Below are 18,353 nucleotides of genomic sequence, written 5' to 3'. Positions count from 1 at the left end.
CCGCCGGGGTCGCGCTACCTCTTCAGCGCGACGAGCCTGGCCTTGAACTCCGCGACGTTCTGCTTGTCGATCACGTCGACGCCGGTGTCGACCAGAGTGCCCCCGTCCTGGATGCCCTTGAGGCGCTGGGCCGCGTTGTCGACGGTGCTGTTCTGCGGCATCTTGACGTCGACTTGAATCTTGGCCTCCTGCTCGTACTTCTTGACGCCGGCGATCGCGATCTTCCAGAACTCGCTGGATCCGCTCGTCACGAACGCGAGCTTGACGACCTTGGCCGTCTCCGGGCTGCTCTTGCCGTTGCCATCGCCGCTGACCGCGCCCCCGCCCCCCTGATCGCAGCCCGCGATCCACGCCATGGACAGCACGGCGAGCGCCGCACACGCGAGCTTCCAGAGGTTCTGTTGAGGTTTCACGTCAGCTCTCCTCGGTTCGTCCGCGACAAGCGCGCGTCGAGACGATGCGGCCGATCCGCGACATCGGTGATGCCCGGGAGCGATGCTAGCGACTCACCACGACGATGTCGCGCCTCGTCTGGACGACCCAGGCGGAAACTTCGGGCTCGCGTTCGGGCCTCGCGCGCGGCGCAGGGACGAGCCGTGCACGAGCCCGCCTGCCTTGCAGAACAAGCGATGATACACAACCCTCGCTGTGCGGCGCATTACGGTACTTTCAGGCTGCACGTCACCAGCCTGTGCGGTCGCCGCTGACGATGTGTTCGCGCGGCGGCGACGTGGTGCGCGCGAGGCGCACCGGGGGCCGTGTCGGGGTGGCGCGGACACACCTGGAGGAATGGTGAGGGGGACGTCGAGGGCACACGGGGGCCGCGCGGGAACGGGCGCCGCCGCGGAAGTCATGGTTGGATTCGCCCGGGAGAGCCTCTAGAATCACCGGCCGTGTCATCACCCAAGCAGGCGCAGAGCGCTTCTTTGTTCCTCTGCGTGACGTTCTTTCCGAACGAGCGGCTGGCCACGGCGGTCTTGCGGCTGGTGTCCAGCTTCTGCGGCCAGGTGCTGGACGACGCGAATGTGAGCTCGCGGTTCTACATGGCCGCGCACGAGCTCGCGGAGAACATCACGAAGTACTCCACCGGGCCTCGCGTCACCCTCGAGCTCGCGCTGGAGGAGGACGAGCGCTCGCACGTCATGAAGATCCGCGCGCGGAACGAGGCGTCTCCCGAGAGCCTGCGCGAGGTCGAGCGGCGGCTCATGGCGCTGAAGACCGCGAGCGACCCGGTGAAGCATTACGACGATCTCATCACGGAGACGGCGATGATCGACGGGATCTCGGGCCTCGGCCTCGCGCGCGTCCGGGCCGAGGGCGGGCTCGACATGGACTACACGATCGAGGGGAACGAGCTGACGATCATCGCGCACGCGCCGATCGAGCGATGGGGGGCGAGCGGGCAGGCCGGAGGTTGAGCCCGTCGCGCGCGGGCCGCTCCGTGCCCGACGCGCGGCGGCTCCGGGCCGCGCTCGCCGGCGGCGGCTCGGCGAGCCACCGGGCAGGCGAGCCGACGCGCGCCGCGTGCTCGATCAGTGACAGGCTCTCTTGAGCCCGGCGTACATGACGTCTTGCTGGCAGAGGAGGTTGCAGCTGCCGACCGGGCCTGGATCCCCGCACTTGACCTCCTCCACCAGGTACACGTTGGATTCGTCCCGGCAGGCCCCGCCGCGCTCGCAGCGGATCGCGGGGATCTGCGGCTCCTCCCGGCCGCTGCAGTCATAATCGAAGCCGCCTCCGGGGCGGATGGGGGTGTCATAGAACGTGTTGGGCTGGTCGGGGTGGACCTGCGCGTGCTTGTCGTTGCAGTCGGTGCCGCCCTCGCACGCGATCGACGGATAGCCGTCGCCGTCCGCGTCGCAGTCGACCATCCCGCCGCCGCTCCCGCCGGAGCCCGACGTCGCCTCGCCGCGCCCGCCGGAGCCCGAGGCCGCCTCTCCCCCACCTCCGCCGCCGGAGGCCGCCGCGCCCCCGCCGCCCGCCGCGCCCCCGCCGCCGCCCGCCGCGCCCCCGCTGCCGCCCGCCGCGTCCGACGACGGGGCGGCGCCCGCGCCGCCAGAGCTCGAGCTCGCCGGCTCGGTGAAGACGACATCGGGAAAGCTGCACCCCGCGCTCAGCGCGGCAGTCGCGGCGGGCAGGGCGACGAGCGCGAGAGCTCGATGAAGCGAGGTCATCCCTGCATTGGAGGGCATGGCTCCCTCCCGCGTCAACGGTCCGCCGAGGTGCGCCGCGCGGCCGTCCGATCACTGCACTTGGGTATCGTGTGGAAGTGTCGTAGGCGCGCTGCTCGGGGCGAGCCTCGCCACCGGCCGCGGCGCCTCTCGTCGCTCGCCCCGGACCGGTCCGGGCCGCGTCGACGCGAGGCGCGCAAATCTTGCGAGCTCAACAATTTCTCGAAGGGCGGAAAGCCGTGGCGCCATCCACGCTCTGTCGGCTGATGAGGCCGACGCATCGAGCCTTCGTCTCGATGGTTTTCAGGAGGTTTCATGGTTCCCGGCCCATCTTGCTCCAGCCCGACGTTGCGTTCTCGAAGCGAGTCTCCCGCCGCCACGACGCGGCGGTGGGCGCGCCGCGCCGCGCTCTTTGCGCTCGCGCTCCCCACGGTCTCCTGCGCGGCGGGTGATCCGATGGAAGGCGAGCCGGACGGCGTCGCCGAGGCTGTCGGCGCCGACGCTCAGGCGCTCACGTTCCCGATCGATCCCCGCAAGTCCCTCGTCGTCACGGACACCGACATCGTGTCTGCGTTCACGTTGAAGGACGTGCTGCAGCAGCTCGTCGACCAGGCCGGCGTCCCGGGCCTCACGCCGCTGCAGGTGTTTCGTCAGATGTTCGACACGTACCGGAAGGCCGGCGAGGGGCTCGCCCTCGGCCCGCACTGCGACGATGTCGTGCTCTCCAACCCTCCTCCGCCGACGCAGGGCATCTTCACCGAGAGCTTCGACGGGTCCATCAACGGCTTCCCGGTGATCTGCAGCCGGGCCGTCGGCCAAGAGGCGGACACCGACCCGTTCGCGGGGCTGCCGGAAGAGTCGCTCTACATGGCCACGACGCTCGTGAACCGCTTCGATCTCGCGGACCCGCTGGGGGCCGATTGCGGCGAGCACCGCATCGTGTTCGCGCGGCGGGGAGGGCACATCCAGCTGAACGGCGGAATGCGCAGCTTCATCATCTTCGAGTCCAGGCTGCCCAACCCGACCCCCAGCCTCGGCCGCGAGGGCTGCCGCCCCGTCGTCGAGTTCTGGCACGGCCTGTCGGATCCGGCGAAGAGCGTGGAGGACCGGACGGCCGCGCTGCTGGACTTCTATTTCGACGGCCTCCCCGGGTTCTCGCCCGTCATCCACATCGACCGGTTCAGCGCGGGCGGCGGGCAGATCCGCGTCAACGACTTCCTGCGGCCTCCCCCCTTCAGGCAGGACGACTGGGCGCTCCGGGAGTTCAAGCTCTCGCACGACTGCTCCGGCAGCGCCTGCCAGCTGCTCGTAATGCCGCAGCACGTCGACGACAACCCGTCCGCGCTGCTCTTCGACCCCGCCTCGACCGACCCTCGCGCGGCGAGCTTCCAGTCGTGGTTCGTCGACAACGCGGTGGCGGCGCTCGCCTCCGCGGGCGACATCAACCGGTTCGACTATCCGACGCTCGTGCCGGCCTCGTTCGGCGCCGGGGAGGCCCTCCTGATCACGGAGCAGAACAACTACCGGAACGCCGTCGGCAGCGGACCCTCGGCCTTCAGGACCGCCATCCAGCAGAAGCTCACCGCCGTGGGCAGCCCGCTCTCGCCCGACCAGCTCCTCGCGCGCGCCCAGTCCATCTCCTGCTCCGGGTGCCACCTGGTCAAGAGCCAGGGCAGCGGCGCGAACAACGACGTCGGCCTCTCCTCGCCGATCCCCGACAACACCTTTCTCTTCACCCACACCTCCGAGCAGACGGAGGACATCCCCGGCGAGCCCGGCAGGACGCGCTTCGAGATCTCGAACCTGCTCGCCGAGGAGTTCATCCCGTTCCGCCAGCAGGTGATGAGCGACTTCCTCTTCGGCAATCCGGTCCTCGGGTTCGAGCGGTCCGGCCTGTGGACGTCGTCGCAGGCGCCGCTCTCGTTCGCCACGGGCTGGGTGACCGAGGGGATCCGGTCGCTCCGGGTCGGGACGCCGAACGCGTGGAGCCAGATCAAGAGCGCGCCGTTCAGCACGGCGGGGATGGCGCCGGTGGGCGACAAGCTGCGCCTCGACTTCTTCACGTCGGCGATCCAGCCCAATCCGTCGTGGGTCGGAACCCTTGTCGCGCTGATCTCGATCCCGTCCAAGGGCATCCACAACCAGTTCGTCGGGTCGGCCGGCCTCACCCCCCTCCCCAGGAACGCGTTCTCGCCCGTCACGTTCACGCTCGCCGCGCCCACCGTGGCCGCGCTGAACGCGTCGCCGAGCGACGTGTCGATCACGCTCGAGCTCTCCGTGAACCCCGGCTCGGGGCCCTACTTCCTGGACAACCTCCGCTTCGCGAACTGACCGCGGCCGTCGCGGCGCGCCGCCTCCGGCAGCGGCGCGGCGCGGGCGTGGCGCTTCTCGCGAGCGGCTCGCCCTGGTAGGGTGGCCGCTCACGAGGGAGCGCGCGCGGAACGGCGCCTCTCGCGCGAGAGGAGGAGCGGATGGCGGACTCACCGAGCGAGGCTCGGGTCACCGAGGTGGCCGATGGCACCTACCAGCTCCACACCCCGGTGGGGGAGGGCAGAGCTGCGTTCTCGTTCAACCAGTATCTCCTGGTCGACGACGCGCCGCTGCTCTTCCACACGGGCCCGCGCCGCCTCTTCCCTGCGGTGCGCGCGGCGATCGCGCGGGTGATGCCGGTCGAGCGGCTGCGCTACGTGGCGTTCTCTCACTGCGAGTCGGACGAGTGCGGCGCCATGAACGAGCTGCTCGACGCGGCACCGGAGGCGGCGCCGGTGTGCGGGCGGATCGCCGCGATGGTCGACGGGGACATGTTCGACCGCGCGCCGCGGGCGCTCAAGGACGGCGAGGTCCTCGAGCTCGGCCGGCGCCGCGTGCGCTGGCTCGACGCGCCCCACCTGCCGCACGGCTGGGAGTGCGGCTACCTGTTCGAGGAGTCGACCGCCACGCTGCTCTGCGGCGATCTCTTCACGCAGCCCGGCGCCGACCACCCGGCGCTCACGCGCGACGACATCCTCGAGCCGAGCGAGGCCATGCGCCGGGCGATGGATTACTACGCGCACGGTCCCGACGCGCCCCGGCTCCTCGAGAAGCTGGCGGCCACGTCGCCCCGCGTGCTCGCCTGCATGCACGGCCGGGCGTACGAGGGGGACGGGGCCGCGCTGCTGCGCGCGCTCTCGCGCTCGCTCGACGCGGCGACCTGAGCGGCGCTCGCCGGCGCCCTCAACCGGGGCACGGCGCCGCGCATCCCTCGCCCCCGCAGTCGACCCCCGTCTCATCGCCGTTCTTCACGCCGTCGCTGCAGGTGGGCGCCTCGCAGGCGCCGCTCCAGCACACGCCGCTCGTGCAGTCCGCGCCGGTCCTGCAGCCCCGGCCCGGCGGGCAGCGCGGGCATGACGTCGTGCCGCAGTCGACGCCGCTCTCGTCGCCGTTCTTCACGCCGTCGCTGCACGTCGGGATCATGCAGCTGCCGTTCGTGCACACGCCGCTCGCGCAGTCGGTGGCGGCGCCGCAGCGCTCGCTCTGCGGGCACGGCCGGCACGGGCCGCCGCAGTTGAAGCCGGTCTCCCCGAGCCCCGCGTCTCGCGCGCCGTTCACGCAGTGCCCCGGTACGCACCAGATGCCATCGCACGCGAGCCCGCCGGGACACAGCAGCGTCGGGTCTTCAGCAAAGCACTGCACGCACGCGCCTTTATGGCATCGCCCCGCGCCGGAGGAAGGACAGGTGACATCCTCGAGCGTGAGATGCCGCGGCTCGTCGACCTCGCAGATGTCGAGGGTGCACTGGTTGCCGTCATCGTAGACGTCATAGGCCGGCACGCTGACCACGCGCCCTTCGGCCGTGCACTCCTCGTCCTTGCAATCGCCGCGGAGCTGCGACGCGATCGGCCCTCGCCATATCTCCACCTCGCACGCGCCGTCCACGCACCGCCCCACGCCGCACCGTGGATCGGGCGGGCCTGCGCACTCCGCGTCGCTCTCGCAGCCCCCGGGCGGCACGGGCACCCCGGAGCACTCCGCCGTGTTCTCCGCGCACTCGTCGCAGCGGCGGCACGCGAGGAAGCAGTCCGGCTCCTCCTCGCCGGGCGCGCAGCAGATGACCTTCCCCGGCTCGCCGCACTCGCAGTGTCCGTCGAGGCAGACGGTCCCCGGCACGTTCTGGTCGTCCGACTGACAGTGGTCCGTGGTCGCGCAGGCTCCACCCTGATAGGTGCCCTCACCACAGGCAAAGAACGAGGCTGAGCTGATGAGAAAGATGGAAGCTACGGCGCAATGCGCGATGGGCCTGCCCATGCGTCAGTCCTCCGGCACGAGGCTGCGGCGCTGACATCCAGGCGGCCCCAATCCGCCGGGGTGTCGTCTGCCAGGTCGTCTCAGGCGCGCAGTATGCCGCGCTCGACGCCCGGCCGTCACGCAAGTTTTCGCCAGATCGCCGCGCGGGCGCGGTGGCCTTCGGCCAGATCGGGCGCACCGCCGAGGGGGGAGATCGAATCAAAAGGCGCTGGTCAGCGTGAGTCCCCCCGCGGTCGCCGAGATCTCGGCCGGGCCGCGCGGATAAAAGATGTAGCCGAGCGTGGCGGCCAGCGCGGCGCCGCCCGTGATGAGGCCGGCGATGCCCACGCCCCGGTAGGCGCGCGCGTCGTCGTAGGCCGAGGCCGACTCCTGGCACATCGGCCGGGTCAGCCGGAAGCAGCGGTTTGGCCCCGCGGCGCGCGCGGCGGCGTGGCCCGCCTCGTCCTTCTTCCCCGCGCCGACGAGCATCACGCCGCCGATCGCCGCCAGCGTGGCGGAGAGCCCGAAGCCGCCGGCGACGAGGTCCGGCCGCGGTCGGGGCGAAGGCGGGGCGGGGGCTCACGGGCGCGGCGCGCGGGCCTGCGGGCGGGGCGGGGAGGGCCGCAGAGGGGGCTGGAGGGGCGGCGGGCCGGGCGGGAAGGGTGAGCACCACCTCCCGCGCCTCGCCGCGCGGCACGTCGACCTCGGCCGTCGCGATGCCGCCGTTCAGCACGGCGCGCACCAGGTGGCGCCCGGGGGCGACGGGGACGGGGTTGCCGCCGTCGAGCTCGGCGGGCGCGCCGTCGATCGTGATCCGCGCGCCCGCGGGCGCGATCACGTGGAGCTCGCCGGTGAGCTGGCGCGCGCGGGCGAGGTCGCTGAGCCGGGATTCGTAGAGCGCGCGCTCCTCGGGGGTCCGCGGGGCGCGCATGATCTCCTTGCAGATCGACAGCCAGCGCACGGCGGCCGGCGCGTCGCCGAGGCGGAGCGACAGCGCCCCGATGTTGCAGGCGGCGACCTGGGAGCGATGGAGCCGAAAGACCGCCATCCACAGATCGCGCGAGTCGGCGAGCCGGTCCTCGCGGGCGGCGGCGTTCGCCTGCGCCATGAGGCGGGCGACCGCCTCCGGCGGCGCCTCGGCGCGACCCTCCGCGGCGGCGGACAGCAGGGCGATGCACAGCGGGAGCGCGATGCCAAGGCGGGTGTTCCTGCGCACGGGTGCGGATCTCCTTGTCTCCTTGGGCGAGCTTCGGATCGAACGGAGTACGCCCGAGCCAGGCCTGCGGGCGACAGCCGCACGTACCAGAGCAGGGCTGTCGGTGGAAGGCCTGGGAGGCGCCGGGATGCGCGGGTGACCGTGCTGGTCAGGCGCGTCGTGGGACGCATTCCGGTGGCGCGAGGAAAATTCTCGGTCGCAGAAGTACGTATCCTGAAGATCTCGTCAGCGCCTGTCTCGATGCTTGCTTGTGCGGGTCGGGATATCGATGGCGCGCAGGAGCTGTGGGGCGCGGCGAGGGTTCAGATCGGCTCGGGCTCTGCCTGCGCCTTTCTCTTGGCGGTGGCCGTGCGGGCGCGCTGCTCGGCGCGGCGCACCTCGTCGGCCGCGTCCTCGTACGGCGAGAGCAGCCGGTCGCGGAGGAGCGCGTGCGTCTCGTCCCTGTCGTCGTCGTACTCGGCGTGTACGTGGACCATGAGCGTGCCGTAGGCCTCGTGCCACGCCTCCACGGCCTTGATCGCCGGATCCGCGCTCTTCGCCTCGGTGACGCCGAGCTTCTGGCCGTACAGGTCGGTCCAGCGCCGCAGGCGGCTGGCCTCGGCCGAGAGCCCGAGCCGCTCCACCGCCGCCTTCACGTCCTTGCGCTCGAGCGCCTTGATCATCGCGCTCATGCGCACCCATTGCTGGGAGTAGACGAGACGGACGAAATCGATGCCTGACGAGAGCACCTCGGAGCGCACGAGCAGGGCGTCGCTGCGGCGCGCCGCCTCGTCCTCCGAGAGCGGCAGGATGCCGTCGTGATCGAACGCGCGCTCGACGCTATCGACGACGCTGTTGAATGCGCCGATGCACCGGTCGGCGCCGCGGTCGATCTCCGTCATCGTGGCGTCGGTGCTCCCGAGCGCCTCGATGGCCCCGGTGGCCGCGATGACGGCGTGGACCGCCGCATCGACCTTGGCAGACAGCTTGATCTTCTTCGCCTTCAACGCCTCCCGGTGAGCGGCGAGCTTGGTTCCTGCAATGATACACCCGCTCGGCGTGAGCCGGCGGGCGAGAAATGCGGAGTTGGCCATGAGGCCGAGGTAACGCGGCCTGTGTGCATCGACAAGCGCTCAGCAGGTATCCGGCGGGGCGATGCGCGTGAGGCGAGGCGAGGCGCGTCCCCCCACGCGGCGCTGCAAGTTTTGGCGCGTCCCCCCACGCGGCGCTGCAAGTTCTGGCGCGTCCCCCCACGCGGCGCTGCAAGTTCTGGCGCGTCCCTCCACGCGGCGCTGCAAGTTCTGGCGCGTCCCCCCACGCGGGCGTGGTCAGGGTTGCTCGTACAGCTGGACTGGATGAATCCTGCCCGCTCGCGGCTGAGGCCCCGCGGCGATGCCAGCCAGGGTTGGCCTGCCCGTGGCGCGCCGGGGCTCCGCTGGGCCGCTCGTCATGGCGCCGCACGACGCGGCTGGGGGGCCGGCTCTCCGTGCGAGAGGCGGGGGATTCGTCTGTGGTCAGGGCCGCTACCTGATGAAATTGACGGTGATTGGCGGCGTCCAGGCAGCGCCCGGTGCTCCACAGCTGTCTTTCGCTGGTATGTAGCGTCGACCCATGGCGCACTGGGCTGCGGCCGACCCGAAGCCGTACCCAGAGTCGTACAGGACCTGCGCCCAGCGCGCGGAACCGTCCGGCTCCACGTACACCTTGATGACGGCGGTGCCTCTGTCGATGGCGTTCTTGTCTGCCTCCTCGGGATAAGGACACGCCCACTTTGAGCTACTCGATAGAGGCTGACGCGCTGCTTCCAGTTGCACAGCACCCGGTATGGAGGCCGTCGTGGCCTCGCCTCTGACGAAGTGGACGGTGATCGGCGGCGTCGTGGCCACGATCGGTGCTCCAGATCGGTCCTTTCCTGGGGTGTAATCCTTCCTCATGGCGCACGCGGCTGCGGCGTGCCCAAAACCGTTCCCAGGATCGTGCAGGACCGTTACCGAGCGGGCGGAGCCGTCAATTCCCACGGAAGCCTGGAGGACAACGCTTGCCGTGTCGATGCCGTTTTTGTCTGCCTCGTCGGGGAACGGACAGGCCCACCTGAAACGAGTCGAAGGAGTCTGGCGCGCTGCACCTTGTTGCGCGGCACCTGCCATGGGAGCGGAGCGGTCTTCGCCGGTCAGGTGGCCGGGGACGGGCTGCTGGCCGGCGGCGGCCGCGGCAGGCGCGCTGGCGAGCATGAACGGCCGTGCGTTGATGGGGGCGCACGCCCGGTACGGATCGGTGTGAAACATCCAGTGGAGATAGACCTTGCCGCCCGGGGACACGAGCAGTTGCGGTGGCGCATCGAAGGGGGCCGCGCGCCGCACGGCCTCGAGCGCGACAACGTCGAAGGCGACGGAGCCACTCGACCTGGCGACGCCCAGCCGGGCCAGGCGGCTATCCCCCTGGTTCACGGCGATTTCGAGCAGCACGGCCCTGTCCGCCTCGCCGCGGAGCTCCGGGTACGCCTCGCGCGCAGCCGCCAGCTCCTCCTCGTACACGGGATGGATGCGCTCGTGCATGGAGTTGATGTAGAGGGCGAAGGGGACGTGGCGGCTCTTGCCGAGCGCGGCGAGGTTCCGGGCCCGGACCTCGGGGACGTACGCGTCGGAGAGCGCCTGTGCGGAGCGCCATTGCTCGATGTTCTGCCGGTGACGGATGGCGGTGGGCGTCGCCGACGGTGGAACTTCGGAGCAGCAGGCTGTGAGGAGCGCGATCGTGGCCAGCTTGAGAATGTGGCCGTGTGTCCTCGGGGCGATGTCTTCGCTCGTCTCGGTCTCAGGACGTTGCTCGCAGGGGCAAATCATTTGATTCCCGTTGCCTATGACTGGTGCGGTGCTCGTCAATTCGATCCGAAGAACGCGGAGGCATCGGCTCTTGCTCGATCTCGGAGCTCTTGGACCGTCCTGGTAGTTTCTCGATGGTCTGCGGCGAGTAGAGTGCGAATGTCTCGCTCCTGCCGACCTAGCTCTGCTTGAACAAGTGGATGTGAGAGGATACGCAGTTCATTGCCGGGGGTGTTCGGGTCGATTCTCTCATTGTTGCTGATAAGGTTGTCGAGCGCTTCGTACGCAACTCGCGCAGCCCATGCGGCCTCCTGCGCTTCGCCAGCCAGCTTCGCGCGCAACGCGTAGGCTACGGCCATGCCGGCATTCTGTGCGTTCGTAGCATCCTGCGTCCACGGCCCTTCGATGCTGCCTTCCTGCGGGATCAGATCCATGATTGTCTCGATCTGGTGCTCGAGGTCGGCCGCATTTGGGGTCGCATTGGGGTCCGCCCATACCGTATCTAGGGCCATATCCATGGTATTCGTCGAAGTTTGTCCTTTCTGTGTCGCGAATCTTCGGTAGGCCGACATTTGTCGCTCTGCGCAAGCTGCTGCGAAAGCAACTCGAAAGGGGATGGGTAAGCGTTCTAGGTTGGATATAAGATTTGATTCGTCGAACTTTCGCATTGTTGTCACCTGGGCCATGTGGCTGTTGTTGGACTTGTCAGTGCTCCGCCGCTCGATTCGATTAGTGATGCGCACTGCGGACAGATAGAACGTGTGACCGCCAGCATTTGCGGCGATAGTCCCGCTTTTTGCGCATGGCTGAGTGCGGTTGCCTCAGCATGGGCGTTGGGCAGGCTCGCGCCGATCTCTCCTGGAACGAGCAACGCACGTTGTGCAGGAGTGAGGTCCGGCCCGCCTCCGGCAATGATCCGGTCGCCGGTGGTATCGAGTGCCGCCGTTGTTCGCATCCGTTGAGCGACTGGATGCAGGGCGCTGTGGATCTGCTGTGCCCTCGCTGCCAGCGGTGTCGCGGTTACGCCTCCCGCCGCCGACTCCTCCGCGAGCGCTCCCAGCCCCTTGCCCATCCCGAAGACGGTGGCCGCCGCGAGGATCATCGCCTTGGTCCCCGCCGCGCCCGCTTCCCGGTAGTCGCCTCCGTCGATCGCGAGGGTCGTGTCCGCTGCGCCCAGCCCGATGTGGTAGAGCGGGTTCACTGCGTTCAGCGCGCCGAAGATCCCGTCCTGCTCGTAGCCCGCCCAGATTGCGCCGCCGAGCTCGTAGCCGCCGTACATCCCGAACGTGAGCGCGTTCAGCACCAGCGACCGTGCGATGCCGAGACCGAGGTCGCGCGTGCCCTCCGCGGCGCCCAGCAAGGTCTGGCCGACGACGGTACCGGGGCCGCCGGCGCCGGCGTGCTCCGGCGAGACGGTCACCGGCTGCGATGCGAAGCCCGACGAGGTTCCGGTCGTGCCAACGTCAACAGGCGCCGTCGTCGCGCCGACCTCCGCAGCCTCGAATGAGCCTTCTACCCTCGGGTTTTCTGGGTGGAAGAATGGATCGTTACATTCGGCGCCACCGCAGTTCAGCATGCGCCGCACCGCGGGATCCTTGTGAAACTCGTCCGGATCGACCTGCTCATCCTGAGCAGCCGGCTGAAACCCGCTCGGATCCACGTGGTTGAGCGGGTCGTTGCGCACGTAGCTGTACGGGTTCCAGCTCTGACCCGAGAGCGGCGCTTGTACGATCGGGTCGGTCGTCAAGAACCGCCCGAGCCTGGGATCGTAGATCCGGCCCTTCATGTTGACGAGCCCGAGCTCGTCATCGCCCTCGTGCCCGGTAAACCCCCGCGTCGTCTCGCTGGCGAACGACGCCGGCGTGGGCTCTCCCCACACCGGGTTTCTGCGCTGGCCGAACGGATCGTAGCTCCGCCGCTCGATCACGTCGCCGTCCTCGTCGGTGAGCGCATCGACCGAGCCGAGGTGATCGACGTGCACATACCGGGTGCCCGGCTCTTGCCCGCCGCGGGTCACGATCGCCACCACCCGCTCCGGCGAGCGCACGTAATACCGGTGCTCGGCCCGCCCGGTCGCTGGGTCGGTGACCCGCTCGACCAGGTCGCCGAAGTAGATCGTCTCCTCGTCCGGCGTGGTCTTGCGGATCCGCTGCTGGTCGCCGTCGTACCCGAACGAGACGGTCCTCGCGCCCTGTGTGATCGCCCTCGGCAGGTCGAACGGCGTGTAGCTCACCCGCACCCCGCCCGGGCGCGCGATCTGGTTGCCCACGGCGTCGTACCCGAAGCTGTCCGCGCCCGCGCCGGTGACGGCGTGCGGGTGCAGCGGCTCGTCGTACGAGAGCGTGCCGGCGTCGGGCGCGAAGGTGAGGTTTCCGTTCGGATCGTGGTCGTAGCGGAGCGCGCACGGCGCCGTGTCGCTCTCGACGTCGCTGAAGTACGCGCACGTCAGCCGCTCGAGCGGGTCATAGCGAAATCGCTCGTTCCGGTGCTGCGGCTGCAGCGCGTCGGTGCGCCGCGTGAGGCTGAGCCGGTCGTCATAGCCGTAGCCGAGGTCCTGCACCGCGGTCGCGCCGCTGCGGGTGACGACGCCCTTCAGCCGCTGCTTGTCCGCGTAGTAGCTCCGCTCGGTGACGGCGCCGTTGCCGAACGCCTCCTCGCGGTAACGGCCGGCGCCGTCCACGTCGGTCAGCCGCCAGTAGGCAGAGCGCGCCGCGCTGTCGCGCACGGCGAGCACGTGGCCGTGCGCGTCGTGGTCGTGGGCCACCACGAACGGCGCCGCGCCGGCCGGGGTCGGGTAGGTGAGCGTCTCGACGCGGCCGAGCTCGTCGTAGCCGAGCCTGCTCTCCAGCGCCGCGTGCTCTCCAGCGACGCGGAGCGCCACCGTCTCGAGCTTGCCGTGCTCGGTGTAGCCGTACGTCTTGTCCCCGTCGGGGCTCTCCAGCACGTGGAGCTTGCCGATCCCGTGCAGCGCGGTGTCCCAGGTCCAGGTGGTCGTGAGCCGCTCGGCGCCGTCCTCGTCCACGCGCGAGGTGGTGCGCCCGAGGCCGTCGTAGCTAAACGTCGCCTCCCGCCCGAGTGCGTCGACCGACGAGACCAGCTCGCCGAAGCCGTCGTTGGTGAAGACGGTCGTGCCCCGATCGGGATGGTCGAGCTGCCGCACGCGCCCGAGCGCGTCGCGCGTGGTGCGCGTGATCGCACCGCCCGGATCGGTGACCGTGGACAGCGCGCCGAACGGGCCATGCTTGTACCGCGTGACCCCCATGGCCGCGTCGGTGACCGTCACCGGTCGTCCCAGCGGATCGTGCTCGACCACGGTCACCTGACCGAGCGCATCGGTGACCTCTGCCCGCAGGCCGTCGTACTCGGTCTCCACGACCGCGCCCCACGGCGTGGTGTGCCGCACCTCGCGGCCTACCGCGTCGTGCGCGTAGACGTCGTAGAGGAGGTCGTCGTCCGGCGTGCCCTCGGTCACCGGCACCGAGCGCCGCGCGATGCGCTCGCCGCGTGCGTCGTACGCGATCTCTTGCATCAAGCGCCGCGGCTCGCCCGTGGCGCCTTCCACGGAAGGTCCGTACCAGAACCACCGGATCGGGCGGCCGAGGCTGTCGACTTCGACCGTATCGTCGGCGCCGCCGGTTGTCGTGGTCCGCTGCACCACCCGCCAGGCGTCCCGGTCCGGGCCGCCGTCCTTGGTGCGCGACAGCGCGATCGCCGTCTGCGTGCCGTCGGGCCGTATCTCGAGCCCGAGGCGGCCGAAGCCGTCGTGCCTCCACTCGGTCACGAGCCCGTTCGGATCGACCCGCTCGACCAGCACGCCGAGACCCTCGTCGAACGCCACGCGCGTGGTGTGCCCGGCCGGGTTGACGTGCGTCTCGGGGAAGAGCCCCTCGGCGTCGTACGTCGTGCTCCACGCCCGGTGATGGTCGAAGGCATCGTCCGCCGTCACCCCGGTGACGTTGCCGAAGTCGTCCCGCGCAATCGCGACATCGAGCTTCGTGTCCGGGATGCCATCGTCGCTGTCGATCGACTCGGTCTCGATCTCGCCGTAGATCGTGGTCGTGCGCCCGAGCAGGCGGCACTGCGAGAGGCCCGCGGCCGCGCTGCATTCTTTCTCGGTCTGGAGCTGACCGAGCACCCACCGATCGGTGTCGTTCTTGAAGGTGCGCGTCGTCTCCAGCGTCTGGTCGACGCCGCGGGTCGAGACCTCCTCGGCGCGCACGTTGCCGAACGCATCGAAGTCCGTCACCTTCGTCGACGTGTCGCGCAGGATCGCCACCCCGCCCCCGGGCTCGCCGCCCGACGCGACCTGCTCGATGTACGCCTCCACCGTAGGCGCCTCGCCGCCCTCGGGCGGATACACGCCCTGCGCTCGCCGGAACCGGCGCTCGGTCGGGAGCGTGAAGTAGGTCGCGCCGTCGTTCGTGGGCACCATCTCCCGCGTCACATCGAGGAACGAGAGCTCGATCTGCTCCGGCGTGGGCTGGTCTGGCAACCCCGGAGCCCAGCGCCACTCTTGCTTCACCTGCCCCGTGAACGGAAAGACCTCGAGCTCCTCGTCGAACGTGACGTTGTCGTACCGCTCGGCCGTCGCGGCGCCGGTGTCGACCTCGACGACGACGCGCTCCCCGAACCCGAGAAACCCCCGCCCGAGCCGGTGGTAGCGCCCGTCGCGATAGCGCACCTCGAAGCGCCGCGGCCGGTCCGCGCCGTTGTTGAGCGCGTAGCCGCGGACGACCCGCCGCGGCCCCACCGCGCACCGGCGCGGATAATCGCAAGCGTTCGCCGCGTCGTCCCGCGACACGTAGAGCATGCTCTCCCGCGCCGGAGCTCCCGCGGCGGTGCCATTCGTGATGGAGGCGTCGGTGAGGTGGCCATACGAGACGCTCACGTTCGGCACGAAGCCCGCCTCGCTCGGCTCGTGCGCGTTCATCCCGTCCGAGACCGCGACGAGGAGATCCCGATCGGCCGCGAGGTTCTGGAAGACGTTGAACACGCCCCCGAGCGGCAAAACCACGTCTTGCGCCCCGTCTCCGTTGAGATCCCCGATGCGCGGCCCGTGCGGCTCGGCCAGCGTGACGGCCTCCCCGACCGCCGCCTCGAACGGGATCTCCGGGTCGACCAGCGCGAACGTCGGCCCGTCGCGCGCGCCGGTGGCCTGGAGGATCGCCCAGGAGGGCAGCGCGAGCGATGAGCCCGGCAGCATGCCCGGCGGCACCGGCATGAGCAGATCCTGCAAGCCATCGCCGTCGTAGTCCAGGGGCGCCGCCAGCCGGAAGAACGTGTCCAGCGCGCCGAGGCTCTCGAGGACGCCCGCCGGGCCGAGGCTGTCGATCGCCGGCGCACCGAAGGTCGGCCCCGTGTTGAGGGTCGTGCGGAGCCCGCCGTGGCTGAAGCCCGACTGCACCGCGTCGGGCAAGCCGTCGCCGTTCACGTCGAGGAACATGGTGCGGCCGCCGGGTGGCGGCTGAGGCAGCTCGGTGTCGAACACCTCCCAGCCCCCGTCGTGCCGCCGGGTGAGCGCCCCGTACGTCGGCGCGGGGAGCATCGTGCCATCGCTGAACGTCAGCACGGTCGCCACGACCAGATCGACCTTGCCGTCGGCATCGAGGTCGAGCGTCTGGAGCTCCATGTCGCATGGAAACCCGTTGAGCGGCTCCAGCGACTCCCCGGTGACGTCGAACCCCGCCGGCGTCCCGTCGCGCTCCGGCTTCCAGCGGTGGACGGTCCACGTCGCCTCGAGCGGGTTCTGGGTCAGCGCGCGGCTGTGGTCGTCGCACTGGATCAGGTCGGGCACGCCGTCGCCGTCCACATCGGCGAGGTGCACGGCGCCCTCGGGCAGGCGCAATCCGGGCGGCGCGGGACGGACGCCGAGCGGAAAGGGCCTCCGGATGCCCGTGTCGTGGACCTCGAACGTCAGGTCCGGCCGGGTCAGGAGGACAAGCCAGGTATTGCCGGTGTCATGGACATCGTGAAGGAAGACGTCCGTCCGGCCATCCTGGTTGAAATCCAGGGCCGTCCCGAGCTCCGGCTGAAGGAGCTCGGGATCCGAGGACCCGCGTGGATCGGCGCTCACGGCCCAGTCCTCGAGGAGGGCCAGGGTCGCGGGCGCAAAGGGGGCCGCGGAGCCGCTCGCCCCGCGATTGCGCGCGGCGAGCCAGCCGGTGATGGGGTTCTCTGGCGTGCTGAGCCCGGCGACCACGTCCGGAACCACGAGATCGTCGAGCCCGTCGCCGTCGATGTCGAACAGCATCGGGCTCGCCTTCCGGAGGTCGGCGCCGCGATGTCCGTCGCGACCCTCCGAAACCCCGCCTCGCCGCGGCTGTACTGAAACCGCGTCGGCGGCTTGCACACCCCGTCGCCCGCGCACTCCTCGACCTCGGTCAGGAGCATGCGTTTCGTCGCCTCGCTGGCCTCGTACGTGAACCCGTATCGCCGCACCAGCGCGTCGTCCGCGCCGAGCATCTGGATCTCGTCGAGCCGCAGCGACCGCTGGAGCGCCATGCCGCCTGCGTTGCGCGTGCGGACCTCGGCCGGCTGCTTCGTCTCGTACACGAACCGCACCGCTCGCGACGGCGCGAGCGCCGGCTCGCCCTCGAAGCTCGTGTAGCGGATCTCGTCGATCGCGTACTCCGCGGTGAAGCCCTCCTCGGCGTCCGCAGAGCAGTACTCATACGTCATGGCGTTGCCGCGGCCGTCGCGCGCCTTGGTCGCGAGCCACGCGCGCGCGGCGCCACCGAGCGCGAGCGGCTTGCCGCTGTCGCTCTTGCCGTACTCGATGACGAGCCCGGACGGCATCATCGCCTCGAAGAAGAGCGCCTCCGCCGGCGCATCCCCTTCCGCGGCGTAGTGCCCGACCACCTTGACCATCGTGTCGGGGAATGTCCGGTACTCGATCGTCCCTGCTGCTCGTGCCACCGGGACAAGCCGCTTGTCGTCGAGGCAGAGCGCATCCTCGGCGTCGTATCGGACGCCCCGGATCTCCCCGTCCTGCGCCAGGCTCTTCGGACACCGCGTGATCGCCGACAACCCGGCAATGGAGAACCCCGCCCCGAGGACGCCCTCGCCGGCGCTGCTGTCGTACTGGAGCGCGAGCCGCGGCGCCACGCCCGCCCGCCCCGGGACGGCGGTCAAAGGCATCACGTACACGGCCTCTCCGCTGCTCGTGACCGAGAACGTCCCGGCCATCGCGCCCGCGGAGACGGTCGTCACCCCCGGCGCACGGCCGGCCCTCGGCGGAGCGCCCGGGTCGCGCGTCCGGCAGGCGATGATGCCGCGAGGACGAACCGGCGGGAGCTCGGGGCTGCACGAGCACCCCGCCTGCGCGAGCACGCAGCTCACGAGCATCAAGAGCGGGATCAACGCACGCACAGCACGTTGCGGAACCGGCGCCATCGCGAACCTCCGTCGCCCGGAGGGGGGCATGGGCAGCAGTTCGCGTCAAGCGCCCGCCGGAGCGCTTAAGGAGCTTCCCGCAAGGGTTCGCTCGGAAGCGGCCGCCGCTGAGGCGCTGACGCCGGGGAGGCGCTGCGCGCGTCACTCCTCGATCGGAAGGTCGCCCACGGGGTCGAGCCCTGCCTGTGCGAGGCTCATGACGCGCGAGACCCGCCGACGAGCCAGATAGGCCTGCACGCGCGGGCTTCCGAGCTGGCGATCGACCGAGGTCGACCGGCCGATCGCCCCCGGCGTGCGACCGTCACGTCCACGACCTCTCCGAACGCCAGCCTGATCGGCCACGGGGCGTCGCTGCGCCTCTCGCCGGAGATAAGATGCGATGGTGGGATCGAGCATGGCATAGCCGCGACGCTGCTCTGCGGCGACCTTTCGACGCAGCCCGGCGCCGTCCACCCGGCGCTCACGCGCGACGACCTCCTCGAGCCGAGCGAGGCCAAGCGCCTCCCGCCCGCG

The 18,353-nt window shown here is 70.5% G+C and carries 11 protein-coding genes and 1 pseudogene; 4 read left to right on the top strand and 8 right to left on the bottom strand.

What is annotated here, in order from left to right; genetic code table 11:
- Positions 1-14: 14 nt before the first annotated feature.
- A complete protein-coding gene (locus WME98_RS53250; RefSeq protein WP_437949198.1) occupies positions 15-413 on the bottom strand; it encodes a hypothetical protein in 399 nt (132 codons plus the stop codon).
- Between the two features lie 480 nt (positions 414-893).
- Between WME98_RS53250 and WME98_RS53245 the strand changes: the two genes are divergently transcribed.
- Positions 894-1,418: a hypothetical protein gene (locus WME98_RS53245; RefSeq protein WP_437949197.1), complete on the top strand. Its 525-nt coding sequence runs from the start codon at positions 894-896 to the stop codon at positions 1,416-1,418.
- Positions 1,419-1,532: 114 nt separating this feature from the next.
- Here WME98_RS53245 and WME98_RS53240 read toward each other — a convergent pair whose 3' ends face one another.
- Entirely contained in the window at positions 1,533-2,192 is a 660-nt protein-coding gene (locus tag WME98_RS53240) for a hypothetical protein (RefSeq protein ID WP_437949196.1), read from the bottom strand.
- 327 nt (positions 2,193-2,519) lie between these two features.
- On the opposite strand from WME98_RS53240, the gene WME98_RS53235 reads away from it, so the two are divergent.
- Positions 2,520-4,502 carry a hypothetical protein gene (locus WME98_RS53235; protein WP_437949195.1) on the top strand — a complete coding sequence of 661 codons (1,983 nt, stop codon included), beginning with the start codon at positions 2,520-2,522 and terminating at the stop codon, positions 4,500-4,502.
- 140 nt (positions 4,503-4,642) lie between these two features.
- Positions 4,643-5,365 carry an MBL fold metallo-hydrolase gene (locus WME98_RS53230; protein WP_437949194.1) on the top strand — a complete coding sequence of 241 codons (723 nt, stop codon included), beginning with the start codon at positions 4,643-4,645 and terminating at the stop codon, positions 5,363-5,365.
- Positions 5,366-5,384: 19 nt separating this feature from the next.
- Here WME98_RS53230 and WME98_RS53225 read toward each other — a convergent pair whose 3' ends face one another.
- Together WME98_RS53225 and WME98_RS53220 are read right to left on the bottom strand one after the other, a co-directional pair.
- On the bottom strand, positions 5,385-6,455 hold the full coding sequence (locus WME98_RS53225) for a hypothetical protein (protein ID WP_437949193.1): 1,071 nt from the start codon (positions 6,453-6,455) through the stop codon (positions 5,385-5,387).
- Positions 6,456-6,653: 198 nt separating this feature from the next.
- Positions 6,654-6,926 (bottom strand): hypothetical protein, encoded by a 273-nt coding sequence (locus WME98_RS53220; protein WP_437949192.1) that lies wholly within the window; start codon positions 6,924-6,926, stop codon positions 6,654-6,656.
- Positions 6,927-7,096: 170 nt separating this feature from the next.
- Between WME98_RS53220 and WME98_RS53215 the strand changes: the two genes are divergently transcribed.
- A complete protein-coding gene (locus tag WME98_RS53215; RefSeq protein WP_437949191.1) occupies positions 7,097-7,330 on the top strand; it encodes a hypothetical protein in 234 nt (77 codons plus the stop codon).
- A 622-nt stretch (positions 7,331-7,952) separates the two neighbouring features.
- Here the strand turns inward: WME98_RS53215 and WME98_RS53210 are convergent.
- The 4 genes and pseudogenes from WME98_RS53210 to WME98_RS53195 all read right to left on the bottom strand — a co-directional run bounded on the left by WME98_RS53210 (position 7,953) and on the right by WME98_RS53195 (position 17,840).
- Positions 7,953-8,723, bottom strand: a complete 771-nt coding sequence (locus WME98_RS53210) for a phosphoenolpyruvate--protein phosphotransferase (protein WP_437949190.1) — start codon at positions 8,721-8,723, stop codon at positions 7,953-7,955.
- Between the two features lie 429 nt (positions 8,724-9,152).
- Positions 9,153-10,469, bottom strand: coding sequence for an energy transducer TonB (locus tag WME98_RS53205; protein WP_437949189.1), 1,317 nt, complete (start codon positions 10,467-10,469; stop codon positions 9,153-9,155).
- A gap of 35 nt (positions 10,470-10,504) precedes the next feature.
- Positions 10,505-11,116 carry a DUF416 family protein gene (locus WME98_RS53200; protein WP_437949188.1) on the bottom strand — a complete coding sequence of 204 codons (612 nt, stop codon included), beginning with the start codon at positions 11,114-11,116 and terminating at the stop codon, positions 10,505-10,507.
- A gap of 5 nt (positions 11,117-11,121) precedes the next feature.
- A pseudogene (locus WME98_RS53195) lies at positions 11,122-17,840 on the bottom strand (RHS repeat-associated core domain-containing protein).
- Between the last annotated feature and the right edge of the window lie 513 nt (positions 17,841-18,353).

It is taken from the genome of Sorangium sp. So ce296 (assembly GCF_051529605.1).
GTDB classification, from domain to species: domain Bacteria; phylum Myxococcota_A; class Polyangia; order Polyangiales; family Polyangiaceae; genus Sorangium; species Sorangium cellulosum_D.
This window is presented reverse-complemented; position numbering and strand designations above follow the sequence as displayed.